Here is a 17,516-nt window from a genome sequence, read left to right as displayed (position 1 = left end):
GATATGCCTTGACTAGCCTGAAATTTTTATCAAAAGATGGCCGAGAAGTTAACTTCATGAGGGTTTTAACCCTCATTTATGCTTCATTGCGAAGCAATACCGTTGTTGCTGTAGGTTTCAACCTACAGTAAACAGGCCCGAAGGGCCGCAGGCCTAGGGGCCTGAAAGGGTGGCCGCAGGCCAGACCAAGGAGCCGAAGGCGACGCAGGGCCGAGCAGACCTGCGAGCCCTGCAAGGGCCCGGCCGCCAAAGGCGGCAGGCCCCAAAAAAATATCCCCCTAGTCATGATGACTAGCGGGATAAATTAAGATCAAAAAGGAGAAAACTAAGGCGTAAAATAGCCGCCCCGCTCCTTAATCCAGGCCATTAGGGCCGCATAACGAGGATCATTGGCCAATAGCTTGGGATTGCCCAAAACCACCAGCTGCTGCCGAGCTCGAGTAAGGGCCACATTGAGCTTGCGGTCTACCTGCTCATCATCGGAAAGAGAAACAATGGCCGGCAATTGATAACTCATATTGATGGCCAAAGACAAGAGAATGATTTTGCGCGCCCCGCCCTGATACCGCTCCACCGTATCAATGGTACACTGCTCATAACCCATATTATATTGGGCCAAAACATGGCGAATCTGGGCAATCTGCGCCCGAAAAGGCGTGATGATGCCAAGGTCCTCTGGGGCAAAACCGCCGCCCTGCTGCTCGTATAAATTCCGAAAAGCATGGACCAATTCGCCCACCCGAATGGCTTCTTCCTCATTGGTTTTGCTGTTGCCCTGATAATCCGATTGACTAGGAATAAAGAGCAGACGATGTTGGGCCAAAAGCTGCTCCAAAGCAGAGGCCTGGGGCATCGGACGGAAGGGTAGGGGCTGCTGCTGCCAGTCGCCAATCGGATTGTCTTCTGGTAGTTCCAACAACTTATTATCATAGAAAAATTGGCTGGGAAAGCGGGCAATTTCGGCATGCATCCGCCCCTGATGCTGCAATTGATCGTAGCAATGGGTCCAGCCTTCTTTTTGGGCCTGCTCAAACAAGCGCTCAAAGAGGGAGTTGCGGCGATTGCGCAAGCCAATGCTTTGGAGCAACTCATCTTTAACCGCCGACTGCTCTTTGTCCTGCAAAACTACCGCCGGCAACTGCTTATGGTCGCCAATAAGCACAAAGCGCTGAAAATGCGGAAGCAAACCGAGCAACATGGGCTCCAAAATCTGTGATGCCTCATCAATAATGACGGTATTAAATTGCTTGAGCTTGAGCAAAAGCGGACGGTTGAGCATGCTAGAAACCGTAGAGACAAATACCCGATGCTTGTCGATGGTCGCTCGCAGATCTTTGCGGCTAGCTAGGGCTTCTGTTTGCACCGAAAACATCCGATGTTCAAAGCGAGGATCGCAAGAATAGCGGCTGCCCATCCGCAGATAATCATCAATACCCACTTCCTCAATGGCTTCGCAAATTTCATCTACAGCTCGGTTGGTATAGGCCAAAAGCAAGATGTTTTCTTGGCTGTTTCGGTGGAGATATTCGACCATTTGGGCCAGCATGAACTTGGTTTTGCCCGTGCCCGGAGGGCCTACCAACAAAAAGTAGTCTTGGGCATCCAAGGCCTTGTTGAGGATCCTCTTTTGGTCTTCGCCCAAATAGGGCTGCATAAAGCTCCGATTTTGGGGAGCGCTGCTTTTTTGCGGGGCCCTTTGGCCCAATAAAAGCTGTCGCTTGGCCGGATGGAAATTCATGAATTTGAAGAGCGATTGATACTGAACCGTAAAGCCCTTATCGAGCATATCGTGTTCTAAGCTCCAGCTTTTGGCCGCCTCAAAAACGCTGCCGCTACATTGGGGAGAGTAAAGCTTGAAACAAAGCTCTTCGGCATTGATTTGAGAAATAGAGCCCTTAAAAATCTGATGCTTCAAGACATTGTCATCCTGGCCCATTTCGGGATACAAAATAGCAATATCGCCCTGTCTGAAATTGGCCAAGGGGTTGGTATTTTCCGTTCGCTTAAAGCGGAGAATAGGGGGTTCTTGCTCGCTATTGTTTTCTAGTAGTTCTAGTCCCGCCAAAAGCTCAAAATGTTCGTCTTTATCGGCTCTTTCGCTTAGCCATAGCCCCGCTTGTCCATTGGCGCGTTCATTTCCTTCTACTCCTGTTTTGGCCAAAATTTGTTCTTTGGCAATAAAGCTACAAAAGGCAATAAAGTAGCGGCGTTCTAGCTCGCTTAGCTTAGAAAAGCAGGCCTCAAATTCTTCCAATCCTCTGGCGGTATAGCCGCTAGCTTTGGGCATAATGGCAGGCCCTAACTGATGCAAAAGGCCATATTCTTCCAGTGATTTTTGGTCCAATTGGGCCAGCTGTCGCTCCATCATCACCATCTGGTTGCGAAGGGCCAAGGCTTCATCCTCCTTAAACTGCGTGCTAGGGGCTAGACGCAGCGGTTTTTCTTGCAATTTGGAGTAAAGAATGTGGGCCAAACTCTTATAGCTAGGATAAACCGATTTGGTCAGCAATCCATAGAGCAAGGTCTGTACATAGTGATTATGATTGAGGTTGTACTTATTGGGCATAAAGGTTTTGCCACTCTTCAATTCCACAATCAATGCCTTATCATCGCCTTCTGCTGGCGGCTGCCAAAGGTCCAAACGTCCCTGAATCCCATAAAGGGCAGAGTAAAAAGAGGGCTCTAACAAAATGCGCTCTCGCTCGATGCCCTGCTTGGGAAACTCATTGAGGATAATATGCTGAAGGTTGATAAAGTGGTTTTTGGCCTCATGATAGGTCTTGCGAATATCGGTATCCTTAAAGTCGGCAAAGCCCAAGGGATTAAGGCTAAAGAGCTTCTTAAATTCTTCCTGAAAGCTCAGCTTGGGGTTCTTGCTCAAGAGGTCCAAAAAGCGGTTGGCAATATTTCCCAGCATCAAAGGTAGGCTATTTTCATAGGCCGAAAACTTTTTGAGCAAAAAGAGGTAGGGCGAAGCGCCCTGTGGCTGAAAACATTCGGCAATGCTGGTCACATCAACCAGGTAGTCGGGCTCTAAGATGATGCGCTTGGGCAGCAAAATTCCCGATTCTTCTACCAAGACTTGCAGCAATTGCAAAATGGCCCCAGCGGGAAAATGATCTTGCATCAGCTCAATGGTCGAGTTAAACTGCGCATTGATTTCGGGCACATTATAACGCAGCCTGAGCTGGTCGGTATAGTCCTCTCCATAAGGTTGGCAGATGATGAGCTCTTGCTCGGCATCTATTTGCAAAACCACCACTTTGAGCTCCTCAATAATGCCTTCTTTAATAGGGAAGGGGTTGCGGTCTTCCTGCTCTTCTTCCTCATCGCTGGGCAAATAGGCCCGCAATTCTTCGGGCAAAGGAACATGACAAAGGGCTGCAATGGCAAAGGCCACGGTCTTTAGGGCCGAGGCGTATTGGCCAGCCGTAGGCTCCAGCTCTTTTCTGCGGATCCATTTGGCCCGCTTAATAATTTGGTAAATGCGCCATTGAACCGAGCGACTGAGGTCCTCCTTATGAGATAAAAAGGCAATCCGTGCCGAGCGATCACTAAAATGTAGGCGCTCTTTTTCGGTCAATTGTAAAAATAGCTGGACCAAAAGGGCATCTAATGCCTGATATTTGGCCCCCAAAGGTTGCTCTACTTGCTGTAGCTTGAGCAGTTGAGAAAAGAAGAACTGCGCTTCTGTTGCTTTTTTTTGCATAAAAATATAATTGTTGGGTTAGGTTTTTTTGTCTGTCTGTTTTGGGGCCTCCGCCTCGCTTCGCTCGTCGGCGCTACACTTTGGGGCTCGCAGGTCTGCTCGGCCCTTCGCAGGCAAAGCCTGCTTGGTCTGGCCTTCGGCCACCCCGCCGCATCGCTAGGCCAGGCGCTTCGCGCCTCTGCTGCGCATCGGTTACTCCCTTTGGTCGTCGAACTACGCCCTAAAGGGCTTGTTGTGGCCAGGCGCTTTGCGCCTCTAAAAGAAGCGATTTTGCTGAGGGTCAAAATCTTGTTGTTTAAACATAAGGGATTTAGATCGGATATTCATCTTGGCCACAAATCCGTCTTCTAAAAGGGCCACAAATTCTTCTTCATTGAGCCAGAGGCAGGCATAGACATAGGGCAACAATTTTGGCGAGAAGGTTCGGCGGTGGTCGCCGGTATGGGCATCGAGCAGCCAGAGCAGGCCGGCATTATCATTCACCAGCAAGAATTGTTCTTCTGGAGAAAGAACTGGCAAAGAGGTCCAATGATGATAACTAATATCGGAAGGGGGCTGGTTGGCGAAGCGGATGCCCTTTTTGCCTCTAAAGGGCAGGGCATACTTTTCTTCTAATTTTTCTAGGCTATAGAAGCGAATTTCTTGGAGTTGGGTCCCATTGACCAGGGCGGTCCAGAGGCGGTCATCTTGTCGAAACAGTTGTTCGGCATATTGGGCCGTTGATTCTTTGAGGATGGCCCCCGATCGCAGGTCTATTTTTCGCAGTTGTTGATGATTAAAATCAAGGATAATGACTTCATGGGGCTGTTGGCCCAGCTGCATCCCTGCAATAAAGCCTCCTTTATCTATGGGGTCATGAATAATGGCCTTAAGTTCTAGCTCTTGGTCGAGCAGATAGATTTTTTCTCCATCGGTGGCGGCAATTTGTTCATTGGGGAGCCAGAGCAGGAAATCGATAAAAGCGTCTAGGGTTTTTTCTTGGCCAATCATTTGGCCCGTAGCGGCATTAAATATGGCCAGCTGTTTATTTCGGGCAGCTAGGAGTTTGCTTTTATCGGGGCTAATAGCTACGGCACGGCCCCAGCCGGGCAATTCATAGCGGAGGTTGCCATCATCGGAGCGGACGACCAGTAGTTCGTACCAGCAGGCGCAAAAGCTTTGGTGGAGGCGGTAGAGTCTAAAGTCTCCTTTGGCCGAATTGGGCAGAAAGGAGCGTTCTTGGCTCAAGATTCGGAAAGGGCGGCCATCATCTACATAATCGTTTTCGATATCTTCTTCTAGAAGGGCCTCAAAGGCTTTTCGGATACGTTGGAACCATTTCATGTTGGCAAATAAATTTGATTGGGGGCTTATCTTGGGGCGGACAATTTTTTTACTAAATATATGGCGCAGCCATATACCTTATGGGGCTGGGGCGCAGCCCCAGCCTATCGGCTGAGGGGCTGTAGCAGGGCCGCCGCAGGCGGCAGACCAAACAGGCGCAGCCTGTGCAGGGCCGAGCAGACCTGCGAGCTGCGCAATGGCCCGACCCAAGGCCGCAGGCCGCAGGGGCAGCCCCAAAAAAAAGAAATAGAAAAGATCAATAACTAGGCAGGAGGGGCTTGTCCGGGGGCGGGCCCTTCATAGCTGGGCTTTTCCTGATGCTGGGGCATTTGGCCTCGAATATACATCCTTTGGAGGAGTTTGTAGAGCATGGGCCAATAGGCAGCTAGGCAGTTGGGCAGGCCTTTTTCGCCTTCTCGGAGCAACTGTTCGTAGCTTCGTTTTTCGCTACGGCTTTGGCTGCCTCGGCCCTGTCCAATTCGGGCAAAATCCTCTTCTAGCCAAAGGAAATGCAGCTCATTATTTTCGTCTTGGGCCTCATAGCGTTTTTGGGGCAGGCGGCTATAGTCGAGCAAGGCAAAAGGAGGGGCGAGTTGGGGCCAGCGAAGATGTTGTTTAATTTGGTCGCTCCAAAGTCTTCTTTCCTTAAAGGGCAGGCCGGGGATATTGCTTCCTTGCAGATAAAAATGCCAAAGTCTTTGTGCTTGCAGGGGCAGAATTTGGTAGGGGCTTTCTTCTAGGAGCTGTAGCCCTTGGGCCGAAAAATGGGCCTGCAGTTGTTTTTCCTCCAGTTTGGGCCAAAAGAAGCTTTGTTCTACTAGTTTATGGCTTTGCAAGCCCTTGTAGAAGGCAAAAATAAGTTGGCCCGCCTCGGATAGTTCTACTTCGCCTAGTAGCAACTGTAGGTAGTCGATCAGCTCGGCATCGATCCAGTTGGGTCCAATGGGAACTGGGCGACAAAGGGCCTCTTCCAATGAAAAATAAAGTTGTTCGGTCGTTTTGGTCCAGAGAACATGATCATGAAAGAGTTCTACTTTGGCATCGAGGCCTTGCTCTTTATAGGTCCAGGATTTTAGCATTTTATTGTTTTTGATAACTTCTGTCAAATTGTAGTTGCCCGCCATAGACGGCCCAGCCCTTAGTCATTTTAAACTTTCGGGCCGACATAGATCGGATGATTCCCACCGTAAGTATCACTACGCCCCCCACAATAACAATAGGGCCAGCAATGCTGTTGACGCCCAAGAGGGCAGCGGATAGGGGGATGATACCAGCGCCCATACCCAGGAGAATAGCGCCCTGAAACTCTTTGGGGCTGCGTACTCGGCCAGCAATGAGGCTACAGTCTTTAAGGGGAATTTCTCGGCCATCTATAATCATGCTTTCTCGATTGACCTTTTGGAGCTCTCCTTTATAGGTGGTTTTGGGGCTGTTGTAGAGGCGGTACTTAATGCGTCCGCCTTTTCGGATAAAGTAAGTTTTGCCTTTTTCAAAATGTTCAAAAACTAAAACATCGTAGCTGACCGGGTCGCTAATGAGTTCTTGAGCACTGGCATAGGATAGAGAAAAAGTCAGAAAGCCCAAGAGAAGAAGCCAAGAGAAATTCGCCATAAGTTTTGATTTTTTGCTATATTTAGAGAGTCTTAACATCCTAATCTACTTCATACTAAAGGGAAGATAAGAGATATTCTGCTTTTTTTGCTCGCTCATCCTTTTTCAAGCACAAAATATGAGACAGTTTTCCGTTTTAGCCGTTTTCTTATTATCTAGTTGTTTGGGCTTTGCCTTTTTGGCTGGGCCTAATTGGCAGCCGTCTAAAGAATTTAAGGCTTATTGGTTAACAGGCAAACGGGAGGTCAATCATTATGATTTGGTCCAGGAGCTAGATGGGCAAAAATATGAAGGCCAAACCCAGCTTATTTTCAAGGCGGAGTATTTTTCTCGCTCCAAACAACATGAAGTGCAGGCCGAGGATGAGGGAGCCATCCCCGTTTTGGAGCTCAATCAATTGCGGAGTTTTAAGGAGGGGGAATATCGTTTGATGCAGTCTGTTTTTCGCCCCATTGATTTGGTGGCAGAGCCTTTTTGTTATAAAGTGAGCAATAGCTTACAAAACTGGGAGGGACATCGTTTTGACCAGATTAACCTCAGGGCCTATAACTACCGGCAGCAGCAGTTTTCTTATGCGACTAAGGAGGGCGATCAGCAGCGAGATCTCCCTAAAGTGCTTTTGCAAGATGAGTTGTTTGCGCTCATTCGCATTTCTCCAGAAAAGCTGCCTTTGGGCCGCTTTGAGTTTTTGCCATCTAGTTTGTTGTCACAATTGTATCATAGCCTTTTGGTCCCTAAAACGGCAGAGGCAAGCCTCAGCGAAGAAGGAGAACTGGCCAGCTATCAGCTGACTTATGCGCAGGGAAAAGGCAGCCTGAAAATTCAGTTTGAAACCAAATTCCCGCATTCTATCCGCTCTTGGGAAGAGCAGTATTATAGTAGAGGCCAAAGCTATTATAGCAAGGCCGAATTGAAGACAGAAAAATAGTACACTAAATAAATTAAACTCTATGATTTTTTCACAACATGCCAAAGGCAAGCTCTTGCTTACGGCCGAGTATTTTGTGACCGAGGGCGCTACCGCTCTGGCATTGCCCACCAAAAAGGGCCAAAGTATGCAGGTTGAAAAAGGCGAAAAGGCCGGCCAATTGCATTGGCGCAGCCTAGAAGAAAATGGCCATTGCTGGCTAGAGATTTGGGTCAGCCTATCCGATTTGGAACTGATTAAGTTTGAAGGCGAGGCCGAAGAGGCCGAACGCCTGCTCATCTTGCTCCAAATTGCTCAAGAACATAATCCAAACTTTTTAGCAGATGGCCAAGGACTAGAAGTAACCACAAAACTAGAGTTTCCTAGAGATTGGGGACTAGGCTCTTCTTCTACCTTAGTCAGTTTATTAGCCGATTGGGCGCAGGTAGATGCCCACCAACTTCTGGCCGAAAGCTTTGGCGGCTCAGGCTATGATTTGGCCGCAGCCAAGGCCCAGGGACCTATTCTCTACCGTTTGTTTAATGGACAACCACAGGCTCATCCCGCTCCCTTTGCCCCGAAGTTTAAAGATCAGCTTTATTTTGTGCACCTCAATAAGAAGCAGAGCAGCCGCGAAGCTTTGGTCCACTATAAAGTAAAGCCCGCAGAAGAAAGAGAAGCCCCCATTCCCAGAATTAGCCAGATTACGCATAATGTGGCCCAATACTGTAAGGATTTGGAAGATTTTGAGGAGTTGCTCGAAGAACATCAGGCCCTTTTGCAACCCATCCTGGGCCAAGAAGGACCCAAAGCCCAGTTCTTTGAGGATTTCTGGGGAACCGTTAAACCCCTAGGCGCCTGGGGCGGCGATTTCGTCCTCGTCAGTAGCCAACGCAGCGAAGCCGAAACCAAAGCCTATTTTGCCAAAAAAGGCTTTGAGCAGTTTATCCGCTATGAGGATATGGTGCTGAGCTAAACACAAAAAGACCTGTTTAAAAGTTGTAGCTGCCTAGGGGCTTGTCCCTAGGCGACTATTGGCTAAATTCTACTTCCCTAAACTTATTCAGATAATAATAATCTGAACAAACCAACAAAAAAAGACCTCTACGCTTAGCGTAGAGGTCTTTTTTTCTGCAGAATACCGAAGTATTCATCTCAAAGAAATATTGCCTATTTCTTTACCGCATTCACGATAGCTTTGAAAGCAGCAGGCTCGTTCATCGCTAGATCGGCCAACACTTTACGGTTGAGCTCGATACCGCTCTGAGACAAAAGGTGCATAAAGCGAGAGTAGCTGAGGCCCTCTTGACGAACAGCAGCGTTGATACGCTGAATCCAAAGAGCACGATAGCTGCGCTTTTTCAATTTACGGCCGATGTATGCATACTGCATACCTTTCTCAACCGCATTTTTGGCAACGGTATAAACTTTAGATCTCGCTCCAAAGTAACCGCGGGCCTGCTTCAAAATTTTCTTCTTTCTTCTTCTTGAAGCTACAGAATTTACCGAACGTGGCATAGCTTAATAGTTTAAAATAGATAGATAAAATAAGGGCCTGGGGTGCAGGTGAGAAGGGACCCACAACTTGTCCACTAAGGCGCCTCTTAATTGTTTCGAGATGCTAATACTAGATGTTAAGCATCTTCTTCACGCGCTTGGCATCGCCAGGAGCACAAAGACCTGCGTGACGTAGACGAAGCTTACGCTTCTTTGACATTTTTGTCAAAATGTGGCTTTTTCCACTACGACGACGCTTGATCTTGCCGCTACCCGTCACCGAAAAGCGTTTTTTAGCACCTGAATGCGTTTTTACTTTAGGCATGGTAATACGTTTTTTTAAACAGATTTTTGAAAATCGACTGCAAACTTAAGCTTATTTTTCTAATATCAAAAACTTTTCTGCCCCAATTTCCTGATTCTAAATTGCCTAGAATTTTACAAAGGTGTTGCCCCCCTCGCACTGATAGCCCCGAATCATCTTTTTGCGCTTCAAAAGGTCCAAACGCCGATGCGTTTCTTTCATCAAACGACCTTTGCCCACACCATGTATGATCTCTAACTGCCCCGAAAAGCCAATCTCTAAGGCCTGATTGAGGTAGTCTTCTAAGGCTTCTATCTGAAATTCTAAACACTCAAAGGGCTGTAGGTCTTTGTAGTCTTCCGGAAAAATGAGCTCAATGTGCAAATCTAAACAAGACTCAAAATGAGCCAGTCGCTGCGCATCTTGCTTGTTGTAATACCTGCGATGAATTTCCTTGTGCATCTGCTTTTTGCGCTGCGCCAAGGTGTACTTTTTTAAGTTGGTTTTGGGCTGCGCCTTGCGAGCCTCCAATTCTGCCAAACTAAAGCAAGGATAGCCCTCTAGCTCCAAACCCAATAAGGGAATGGCCTGCTGCAATTTGATCCATTTTTTGTACTTGAGCTTAAAGCTGTGCTCCAACTCAAATATAGGCAAACGCAAAATAAGCTGAGGCGAATCATTCAAGTTGGCATGCGCAAATTCCGCAATTGGAAAGTAGTCATGTGGCCCAATATGCTGCTTGAGCTCCTGCGCCCGCTCCTGCAAAATCCGCAACTCAAACTCAAAGTTAAATCCATAGGGCGTATCATTGACCAAATAGATGCTGTACTGCCCCTGCGCATAAGGGTAAAAGGCTAAATAAACGCCCTTGTTCTCTGCCGCCTTGCCCTCAATTTTTGGGGCCTGATAAACCGGAATAGGAGCCTCTTTTTTTGGCAATGGCCGACCCGCTTTCCGCGCATCTATCTCTTCCTTAGTATAAAATAACTCTTCCGTAGATAAGCCCTTAGGCGCTTTTTTGGGCTTCTTTTTGCCAAACTCCCGCTGAATATCAGAAATCTGCGGGCCCGTATAATGGGCCTCCGGCACCACATCATCCCCAAAGGCAATGCTCTCCTCATCTTCCTCCAACAACCACACCCGGTAGCTGCCATCTAAATAATCTTCCAAAATCTCGGCCCGCTGACCCGAATAGATAAATCGTATAATTTCTCCTGCTTTCATCTTTTTATTTTTTGTTGGGGCTGCCCCTGCGGCCTGCGGCCTTGGGTCGGGCTGTGTCGCAGCTCGCTGTTCGCTCGGCCCTGCGGCAGCAAAGCTGCCTGGGTCTGGCCTTCGGCCACTGCTGTCCATCCCTCAGCCGCGTCGCTACGCTCCTTTGCGGGCCTTCGGCCCTGCAAAACTTAAGAAAATTTAACCCAAATTATATTTTAAGCTTTTCCATATTTGCTTAACAGTCTGTTTGACAATTAGTTATTTCTTGAACAATAATTTAGTTTAACTCCCCTCAAGACAACTGTTTTTCTGCCCCTGTATTTTAGCTCACTGGCTTTGCAGACAGAAAAGCCTACCTTTGCAGAAAACAAAGTATAACCTCTAGGGTTGTTCTTTTTGAATTTTCTAATCTTAAAATACCTATTTTTAAAATGGCAACGATCAAATCTTACTCTCCTGAAAATCAGCCAACTGAAACAGAGAAAGAAGAAATAGCCAACTTTTTATTTAAACATCTAGAACAATACGGAGACCCCAAAGAGCAAATTCTTGCCGCTATGGACTACTCCCTGGGCCAGACAAAACAAGCCGCTGGAGGCCAGATTTTTAGCATCTATCATCAAGGACAATTGGCCGGCGCTACTGTACTTAACCGCACAGGCATGACGGGCTATATCCCCGAAAATATCCTGGTCTATATTGCCGTAGATGCGCAATTTAGAGGAAAAGGCCTAGGAAAACAACTAATGCAGGCAGCAATTGAGCAAACCCCCGGAGATATCGCCCTGCATGTAGAAAAAGATAATCCCGCTAAGCAGCTTTATGAAAAATTAGGATTTACTAATCCTTATCTCGAAATGCGACTGAAAAAATAAACCCCTCTGCCTCCTACAGGCCCGAAGGGCCGCAAAGGAGCGTAGCGACGCGGCTGAGGGATGGACAGCAGTGGCCGCAGGCCAGACCCAGGCGGCAAAGCCGCCGCAGGGCCGAGCAGACCTGCGAGCTGCGACACAGCCCGACCCAAGGCCGAAGGCCGCAGGGGCAGCCCCAAAACCCTCCTAGATAAATACATACCTATTTTTTCAGTAAACCATTTGTAATGGCATTTATCACCTTAGATAGTCAAAAACTAGCCGAAAATTACCAACGCTTAGACGAGCTTTTTCAAGAAAAAAATATCCAATGGGCCGTGGTCTCTAAAATGCTTTGTGGACACCGCCTCTACCTAGAGGAACTCATTAAATTAGGCGCCAAACAACTTTGCGACTCCCGCCTGAGCAACCTCAAAATGATCAAATCTATCTCGGAAGAGGTGGAGACGATCTATATTAAGCCGCCCCCCCAAGAAATTATTCCCGAAATTGTCCAATATGCCGATATCTCTTTTAATACGGAGATCGAAAGCATCCGCCTGCTCTCCGAAGAGGCCGCCCGCCAAAATAAATTGCATAAAGTGATTATTATGATCGAAATGGGCGAGCTGCGAGAAGGCGTAATGCGAGAGGAATTTATGGACTTTTATGAGCAGGTCTTCAAATTGCCCAATATTCAAGTGGTGGGTATCGGAACTAACCTGACTTGTATGTATGGCGTTTTGCCCAGCCAAGATAAATTGATCCAACTTTGCCTCTATGAACAACTGGTAGAGGCCAAATTTAACCGAGAAATTCCGCTGGTGTCTGGCGGCTCCTCTGTGACGATCCCCCTCATTTTTCAGAATCTATTGCCCGAGGGAATCAATCACTTTAGAGTAGGAGAGACCCTTTATTTAGGGACCGATGTCTATAATAATCGGACCTACGAACGGATGCACCAAGATGTCTTTAAGCTTTATGCCCAAATCATCGAGCTGAACGAAAAACCCCTGGTGCCCGATGGCAATATGGGCCTTAATCTTAAGGGCGAAGCCGTGACTTTTAAAGATGAACTTCGACAAAAAACGGCGGTCCGCGCCATTATCGACCTCGGCCTGCTGGATGTAGATGAAGCCCATCTGCAATTGGCCGACCCCAAACAGAAAATGCTGGGCGCCTCCTCCGATATGGTGGTTATCGACCTAGGAAGTAATGAGGAAGGACTGGGCGTTGGCGACCTGATCGAGTTTAAACTCGATTATATGGCGATCCTCCGCATCATGAATTCTAAATATATTGAAAAACGCTTGGCCCCCGCCTAAATCCTTGGGCCAATGCCTCGGCCGCAGTTCCTTTTTAGGAACTGCGGCCTTTTTTATGCCCCTAAACAAGCGTTTGGGACCTATCTTCAGTTTACAAATGCCTCTGGCTTGGCGCTAGCCTTTATTTGCATTTGCAAAACAGCTTTATACAGCTGTTCAGCGCTAATCTGCATTTGCAAAACGTCTCTGGCGTGACGCCGGAGCTAATCTGCATTTGCAAAACGCCTCTGGCGTGGCGCCAGAGCTAATCTGCATTTGCAAAACGCCTCTGGCGTGGCGCCAGAGCTAATCTGCATTTGCAAAATGCCTCTGGCGTGGCGCCGGAGCTAATCTGCAGTTGCAAAACGCCTCTGGCGTGACGCCAGAGCTAATTTGCAGTTTACAAACTCCTCCGGGCGTATCTATAAGGTCCTATCTTTTTTTTCTGGGCTGACCCTACTAGAGATTAGCTAGGCTCGCTTAGCGGCGAAATTTAGCGGTCTGTTGATTTTAGGGCCTAAAAAAAGGGGCAAAACCTAAGTTTTGCCCCTTTTTGAGGGTTGTTTATTGCTTAATGAGCTTTCCGCTCTGTCCATTTTCCCATTTCCAGAAGTAGCTGCCCTTGGGCCAATCTTCGGTAGGAATTGTTTTTGGGCCAGCAGGCAAAATATAGCGAGCCACTTCTTGGCCCAACACATTATAAAAGCAAAGCTGGCCCGCCTGAGGCAATTCTATTTGCAGTTGGGCGCTAAAGGGATTGGGCCAGAGCTTTGGCCCTTGTTCGCCCAAGTAATCTGTGGAACTAGGGTAGTAGCAAGAGCCATCTTCTACCCAAGCGTTGGGCATAAAGTTGAGGGCGTTGCTGTCTAGACAGCCGGGCTTTAGGCAGTTTTGCAAAAGCGCCTGCACATCTAGTTTGCCCGCTCCCCAATCTATATTGGGCGGAGCGCCAGCGCTATATACCCAAGCATCTTTGTGGGCCGATTGTAGCAGGGCGGCCTTGAGCTCGGCCCAATCGGCCTGGGGTTGGCATTGAAAATAGAGGGCAGCGGCCCCCGTAACCATAGGCGCCGCCATAGAGGTCCCTTTGGCCGAAACATGCCAGCCGCCTTGGTCCAAATAAGGGTAGTTGTTGGCTCTGGCATTTTGTAGGGCGGCCAGACTGCCTGCCGAAAGGACCTGCCCCCCTGGGGCTGTTAAATCGGGCTTTTGTAGGCCCGTTCGACTAGGGCCGAGGCTAGAAAAATCGGCAATGCCAAAGATCGGAAAGCCTGCATAGGCCAAAGACACCGTATCGCCAGCATAATTATGCAGTTGGTCTCGGTTTTGGTAGGCCGCCACTGTGATGACCTTGGGTGAGCAGGTCCAATAAGCGGCTAGGGTTTGTTGGTTGTCGGGCGAAATATAATGAGGAACATTGGCCTGCAGAACAATATCAGAAAGGCCCATATTGCGCTCATGGCTCCAAATATCCACCTTGCCTGCCCCGCTCCAATGCAAAAAAAGCTGTTGATTTTGCAGATTGTTTCCCTGCAACTGAAAGGACCACTCTAGGCAGCCCTGCCATTCGGCCAAATATTGCACTAAAATCAGGGGGCCTTGCGGACCTACATATATAGTGTCTATTCTTTGGGCGGGTAGGGGGCTATGCGGCGGCAGGTCGGCAGGGGAAAAGGGGCGACTAAGAACCAGCCTTTGCCCCTGACTCCCCTTGAGCTCAAATTGCCAATGTAGCTGCGACCAGTCGCTTGTATCAATAAAGGCCGAGCTGCGAAATAGTTGGCCATTGAGGGGCAAAAAGGCCAGACAGCCGCTATCTGCTGGGGCCTTTTGCCAGTGCATTTTTGCCTGCCGAGCATTGCCGCCTGCTTGAATCAATGCTCGGCCGTTTTCCTCCTCTAGCATCGCTTCAATCATAGCCGTATACAAGTCTTGGCCATCATGCGAGCCATAATAGGCCCCCACACTAGAGTTAATGGCGCAGGCTTTTCCCAATCGCTTAGCTTCTTGAAAAATATGGTGGACGGCATCCACAAAGCGGGGCAAAAACTGTCCATCTTCGCTTAGGGCCACGGCCAAGAGCTCGGCTTTGGGGGCAATGCCCTTATATTTTTGGGCGGCCAGTCCATTTCCGGCGGCGGTGCCTAGCACATGCGAGCCATGTTCGCCTGGGGGCTGAGCGATCAGGCCCGAATCAATTTGGGCTTTATTCCAATAGCTGCCATAGCCATATTGGCCCATAAAAAAGTTGGGCGAAAAATAGTCTTGGTCCCAGATGCTAAGAAATCGGCTACTGCTATCATTGGGCTGCCAGAAGTCGGGATGCTGCCATTCGTAGCCGTCGTCAATAATACCGACAAGCACGCCTTCGCCCTCAAAAGATTGGGGCAAACCCCAGCCTTCATGAGCGGCTCGGGCGTTATTATTGGCCAGCATCAGGCTATCTTGTTCAAAAAAATATTGGGGGCTAAGGCGCTGGGCTTGTAGGCCCTGAATAGCGGGATGTTCCCACCAAATGGGCAGTTTTTGCAAGGGAATAGAGAGGGCGGCCAAATCATTTAGGCCATATTTATACTGGCTATCGGTTTGTTGGGCCAGTTTTTTTATCGCTTGCGGCTCGCCCTGAACGATCAGCTCCACGCTTTGCGTTCCGCCCTCTTGCCAAAGGCGAAAAAGGTCGATATTCAGCTTAGTATTTTGAGCGTAGAGGCCGCTAGGCAGCAGAAAAATAAGGAAATAGATGGCTTTCATAATTAGATGATTTTGGGGCCCGCGGCCGGCTAGGCTTCGCCTAGGTCGGCCGCCGCTATGCTGCGGGGCTCGCAGGTCTGCTCGGCCCTGCGGCGCTTTCAGCGCCTGGGTCTGGCCTTGCGGCCCCCCCTTCGCAGCGCTGGGCCAATACTGCTGGGCCAAAAGAGAGGGGAAAAGGGCGCTTTTGGCCCAAATGGCAGGGGAGAAATAAGCAAATCGGAAGAAAGTTCTGAGAGGGGAATTATAAAATTAGCATAAAAAATTTAATTTTGTCTTTGGACTAGACTGCCTAGAGTCAAGATTTGACTTTAGTTATTGTCTATAAATCACTGACACCATTAATCAATTAAAATAATAGTTTAACATGATAGGACCTATCCTTTTTGCCTTAGTATTGCTAGGGACGGCGGCCTTTTCCTACAAAAAATACAGCTTTGTGATTCGCAACATACAGCTGGGTAAAGTAGATGAGGAAGCCAAGCCTAGTCCGGAGCGTTGGCGCAATACCATTATGGTAGCTTTGGGCCAGCAAAAAATGTTTAAGCGGCCCTTGGCGGCCTTCTTACACCTTTGTGTATATGTAGCCTTCTTAGTTACGCAAATCGAGCTCATTGAGATTGTCATTGATGGCTTGACGGGGCAGCACCGTCTATTTTGGTCTTGGTGGGAAGGCAGCGACTTCCTTCGCGGCTTCTATACTTTTCTGGTGAGCTTCATTGAGGTATTGTCGGTATTAGCTTTGGTGGCTACCTTTGCCTTTTTATCTAGACGTAACTTGCTCAAGCTGCCTCGTTTTGTTAAGTCGGAGATGAATGGTTGGCCCAAATTGGATGCAAACCTCATTCTCTTTGCCGAGATCATCTTGGTGTTCTGCATCTTTTTGATGAACAGTACAGACATGGCCATTCATCATAACGAATATGGCTTTTTGGTCAGCAGCTTAATTTCTCCGCTTTGGGAGGGCGTAAGCAATGAGACCCTACATATTTTGGAGCGCATTGGTTGGTGGGGCCACATCTTGATGGTCTTTGTCTTTTTGGGTTACCTACCTTATTCTAAGCATTTGCACATCATCTTTGCCTTTCCCAATACCTTTTGGGCCAGATTGAACAAAAAGGGGGAGATGGCCAACATGAAAGAGGTTCAGGAAGAAGTAGCTTCTATGATGGACCCCAATGCTGCCTTTGATGCGCCAGTATCGGAGGAGATTCCCAAATTTGGGGTAAGTGATGTCTTTGACCTCAAGCGTCAGCAAATTATGAGTGCATATACTTGTACGGAATGTGGTCGATGCACTTCTATGTGTCCGGCCAACTTGACGGGCAAGAAATTATCGCCTCGTAAAATCATGATGGATGTTCGGGATCGTGCAGATGAGGTAGGGCATAATTTGGACCTCAACAAGACCGAGTTCATCAATGAGGAGCAGAAATCGGAAACCTCTAAATTGACGGCAGAGAACTACGATGATGGCAAAACGCTTTTTGACTACATCAGTACAGAAGAGCTGCGGGCATGTACCTCATGTAATGCTTGTGTAGAAGCTTGTCCGGTTTTGATTAACCCCTTAGATATTATTGTAGAGCTACGTCGCAACCTCATTTTGGAGCAATCTGATTCTCCGGAAGAGTGGAACGGTATGTTTAACACCATTGAAAACAATGGAGCGCCTTGGGCCTTTTCTCCTGATGATCGGGACAAATGGGCCATGGAGATCAACAATGCAGAATAAGCGGAGTGGATAAGCGCGAAGAGCCGCAGTTGAGTATTCAACTGCGGCTCTTTTTTGTTGGGGCGGGGCTGGCGCAGCCAGCTTTTAATGGCTGAGGGATGGGCAAGGGTGGCCCGCAGGGCCAGACCGAGCAAAAAAGCGCAGCTTTTTTGCGAAGGGCCGAGCAGACCTGCGAGCCCTGAGACAGCCCGACCCGCCTGCAAGGCGGGGCAGCCCCAAAAAAATAAAAAGGTGAAAAGAATCCCTACATCTGTAATCAAATTTGTATAAATTGGCACAAAGCGCTTTTTTTCTTAAATTCGCTAGGCTTTT

General features: G+C 48.3%; 13 protein-coding genes. 5 read left to right on the top strand and 8 right to left on the bottom strand.

The genetic code is table 11. The features are described 5' to 3' along the window. Positions 1-325 precede the first annotated feature (325 nt). From OP864_RS05230 to OP864_RS05215, 4 genes are all read right to left on the bottom strand, one after another. Complete coding sequence (locus OP864_RS05230) at positions 326-3,709, bottom strand: AAA domain-containing protein (protein WP_270100225.1); 3,384 nt, start codon at positions 3,707-3,709, stop codon at positions 326-328. A gap of 255 nt (positions 3,710-3,964) precedes the next feature. Beyond that, positions 3,965-5,032, bottom strand: a complete 1,068-nt coding sequence (locus OP864_RS05225; protein ID WP_270100224.1) for a hypothetical protein — start codon at positions 5,030-5,032, stop codon at positions 3,965-3,967. A gap of 263 nt (positions 5,033-5,295) precedes the next feature. Beyond that, entirely contained in the window at positions 5,296-6,111 is an 816-nt protein-coding gene (locus OP864_RS05220; RefSeq protein WP_270100223.1) for a hypothetical protein, read from the bottom strand. A 1-nt stretch (position 6,112) separates the two neighbouring features. Further along, positions 6,113-6,643, bottom strand: a complete 531-nt coding sequence (locus OP864_RS05215; protein WP_270100222.1) for a hypothetical protein — start codon at positions 6,641-6,643, stop codon at positions 6,113-6,115. Positions 6,644-6,761: 118 nt separating this feature from the next. On the opposite strand from OP864_RS05215, the gene OP864_RS05210 reads away from it, so the two are divergent. Beyond that, complete coding sequence (locus OP864_RS05210) at positions 6,762-7,571, top strand: septum formation inhibitor Maf (RefSeq protein WP_270100221.1); 810 nt, start codon at positions 6,762-6,764, stop codon at positions 7,569-7,571. A 22-nt stretch (positions 7,572-7,593) separates the two neighbouring features. Next, on the top strand, positions 7,594-8,526 hold the full coding sequence (locus OP864_RS05205) for a GYDIA family GHMP kinase (protein WP_270100220.1): 933 nt from the start codon (positions 7,594-7,596) through the stop codon (positions 8,524-8,526). Positions 8,527-8,720: 194 nt separating this feature from the next. On the opposite strand, the gene rplT is transcribed toward OP864_RS05205, so the two are convergent. The 3 genes from rplT to OP864_RS05190 form a co-directional block, all read right to left on the bottom strand. Continuing rightward, positions 8,721-9,068, bottom strand: coding sequence for a 50S ribosomal protein L20 (rplT, locus tag OP864_RS05200; RefSeq protein ID WP_002657792.1), 348 nt, complete (start codon positions 9,066-9,068; stop codon positions 8,721-8,723). A 109-nt stretch (positions 9,069-9,177) separates the two neighbouring features. Continuing rightward, on the bottom strand, positions 9,178-9,372 hold the full coding sequence (gene rpmI / locus OP864_RS05195; protein WP_002657790.1) for a 50S ribosomal protein L35: 195 nt from the start codon (positions 9,370-9,372) through the stop codon (positions 9,178-9,180). 105 nt (positions 9,373-9,477) lie between these two features. Then, the gene (locus tag OP864_RS05190) at positions 9,478-10,575 is read right to left on the bottom strand and encodes a Smr/MutS family protein (protein WP_270100219.1); all 1,098 of its coding nucleotides are present in this window, start codon (positions 10,573-10,575) and stop codon (positions 9,478-9,480) included. A gap of 422 nt (positions 10,576-10,997) precedes the next feature. Here OP864_RS05190 and OP864_RS05185 point away from each other — a divergent pair, with 422 nt between their 5' ends. Next, positions 10,998-11,441, top strand: coding sequence for a GNAT family N-acetyltransferase (locus OP864_RS05185; protein ID WP_270100218.1), 444 nt, complete (start codon positions 10,998-11,000; stop codon positions 11,439-11,441). Positions 11,442-11,665: 224 nt separating this feature from the next. Further along, positions 11,666-12,742: an alanine racemase gene (locus OP864_RS05180; protein WP_270100217.1), complete on the top strand. Its 1,077-nt coding sequence runs from the start codon at positions 11,666-11,668 to the stop codon at positions 12,740-12,742. 543 nt (positions 12,743-13,285) lie between these two features. On the opposite strand, the gene OP864_RS05175 is transcribed toward OP864_RS05180, so the two are convergent. Continuing rightward, positions 13,286-15,472 carry a S8 family serine peptidase gene (locus OP864_RS05175; protein WP_270100216.1) on the bottom strand — a complete coding sequence of 729 codons (2,187 nt, stop codon included), beginning with the start codon at positions 15,470-15,472 and terminating at the stop codon, positions 13,286-13,288. Between the two features lie 364 nt (positions 15,473-15,836). On the opposite strand from OP864_RS05175, the gene OP864_RS05170 reads away from it, so the two are divergent. Beyond that, positions 15,837-17,204, top strand: coding sequence for a 4Fe-4S dicluster domain-containing protein (locus OP864_RS05170; protein WP_270100215.1), 1,368 nt, complete (start codon positions 15,837-15,839; stop codon positions 17,202-17,204). Positions 17,205-17,516: the final 312 nt, after the last annotated feature.

The sequence above is a fragment of the Saprospira grandis genome (assembly GCF_027594745.1).
Taxonomy (GTDB): Bacteria; Bacteroidota; Bacteroidia; order Chitinophagales; family Saprospiraceae; genus Saprospira; species Saprospira grandis.
The sequence above is the reverse complement of the archived record's forward strand: the minus strand, read 5'-3'. Positions and strand labels throughout refer to the sequence as shown.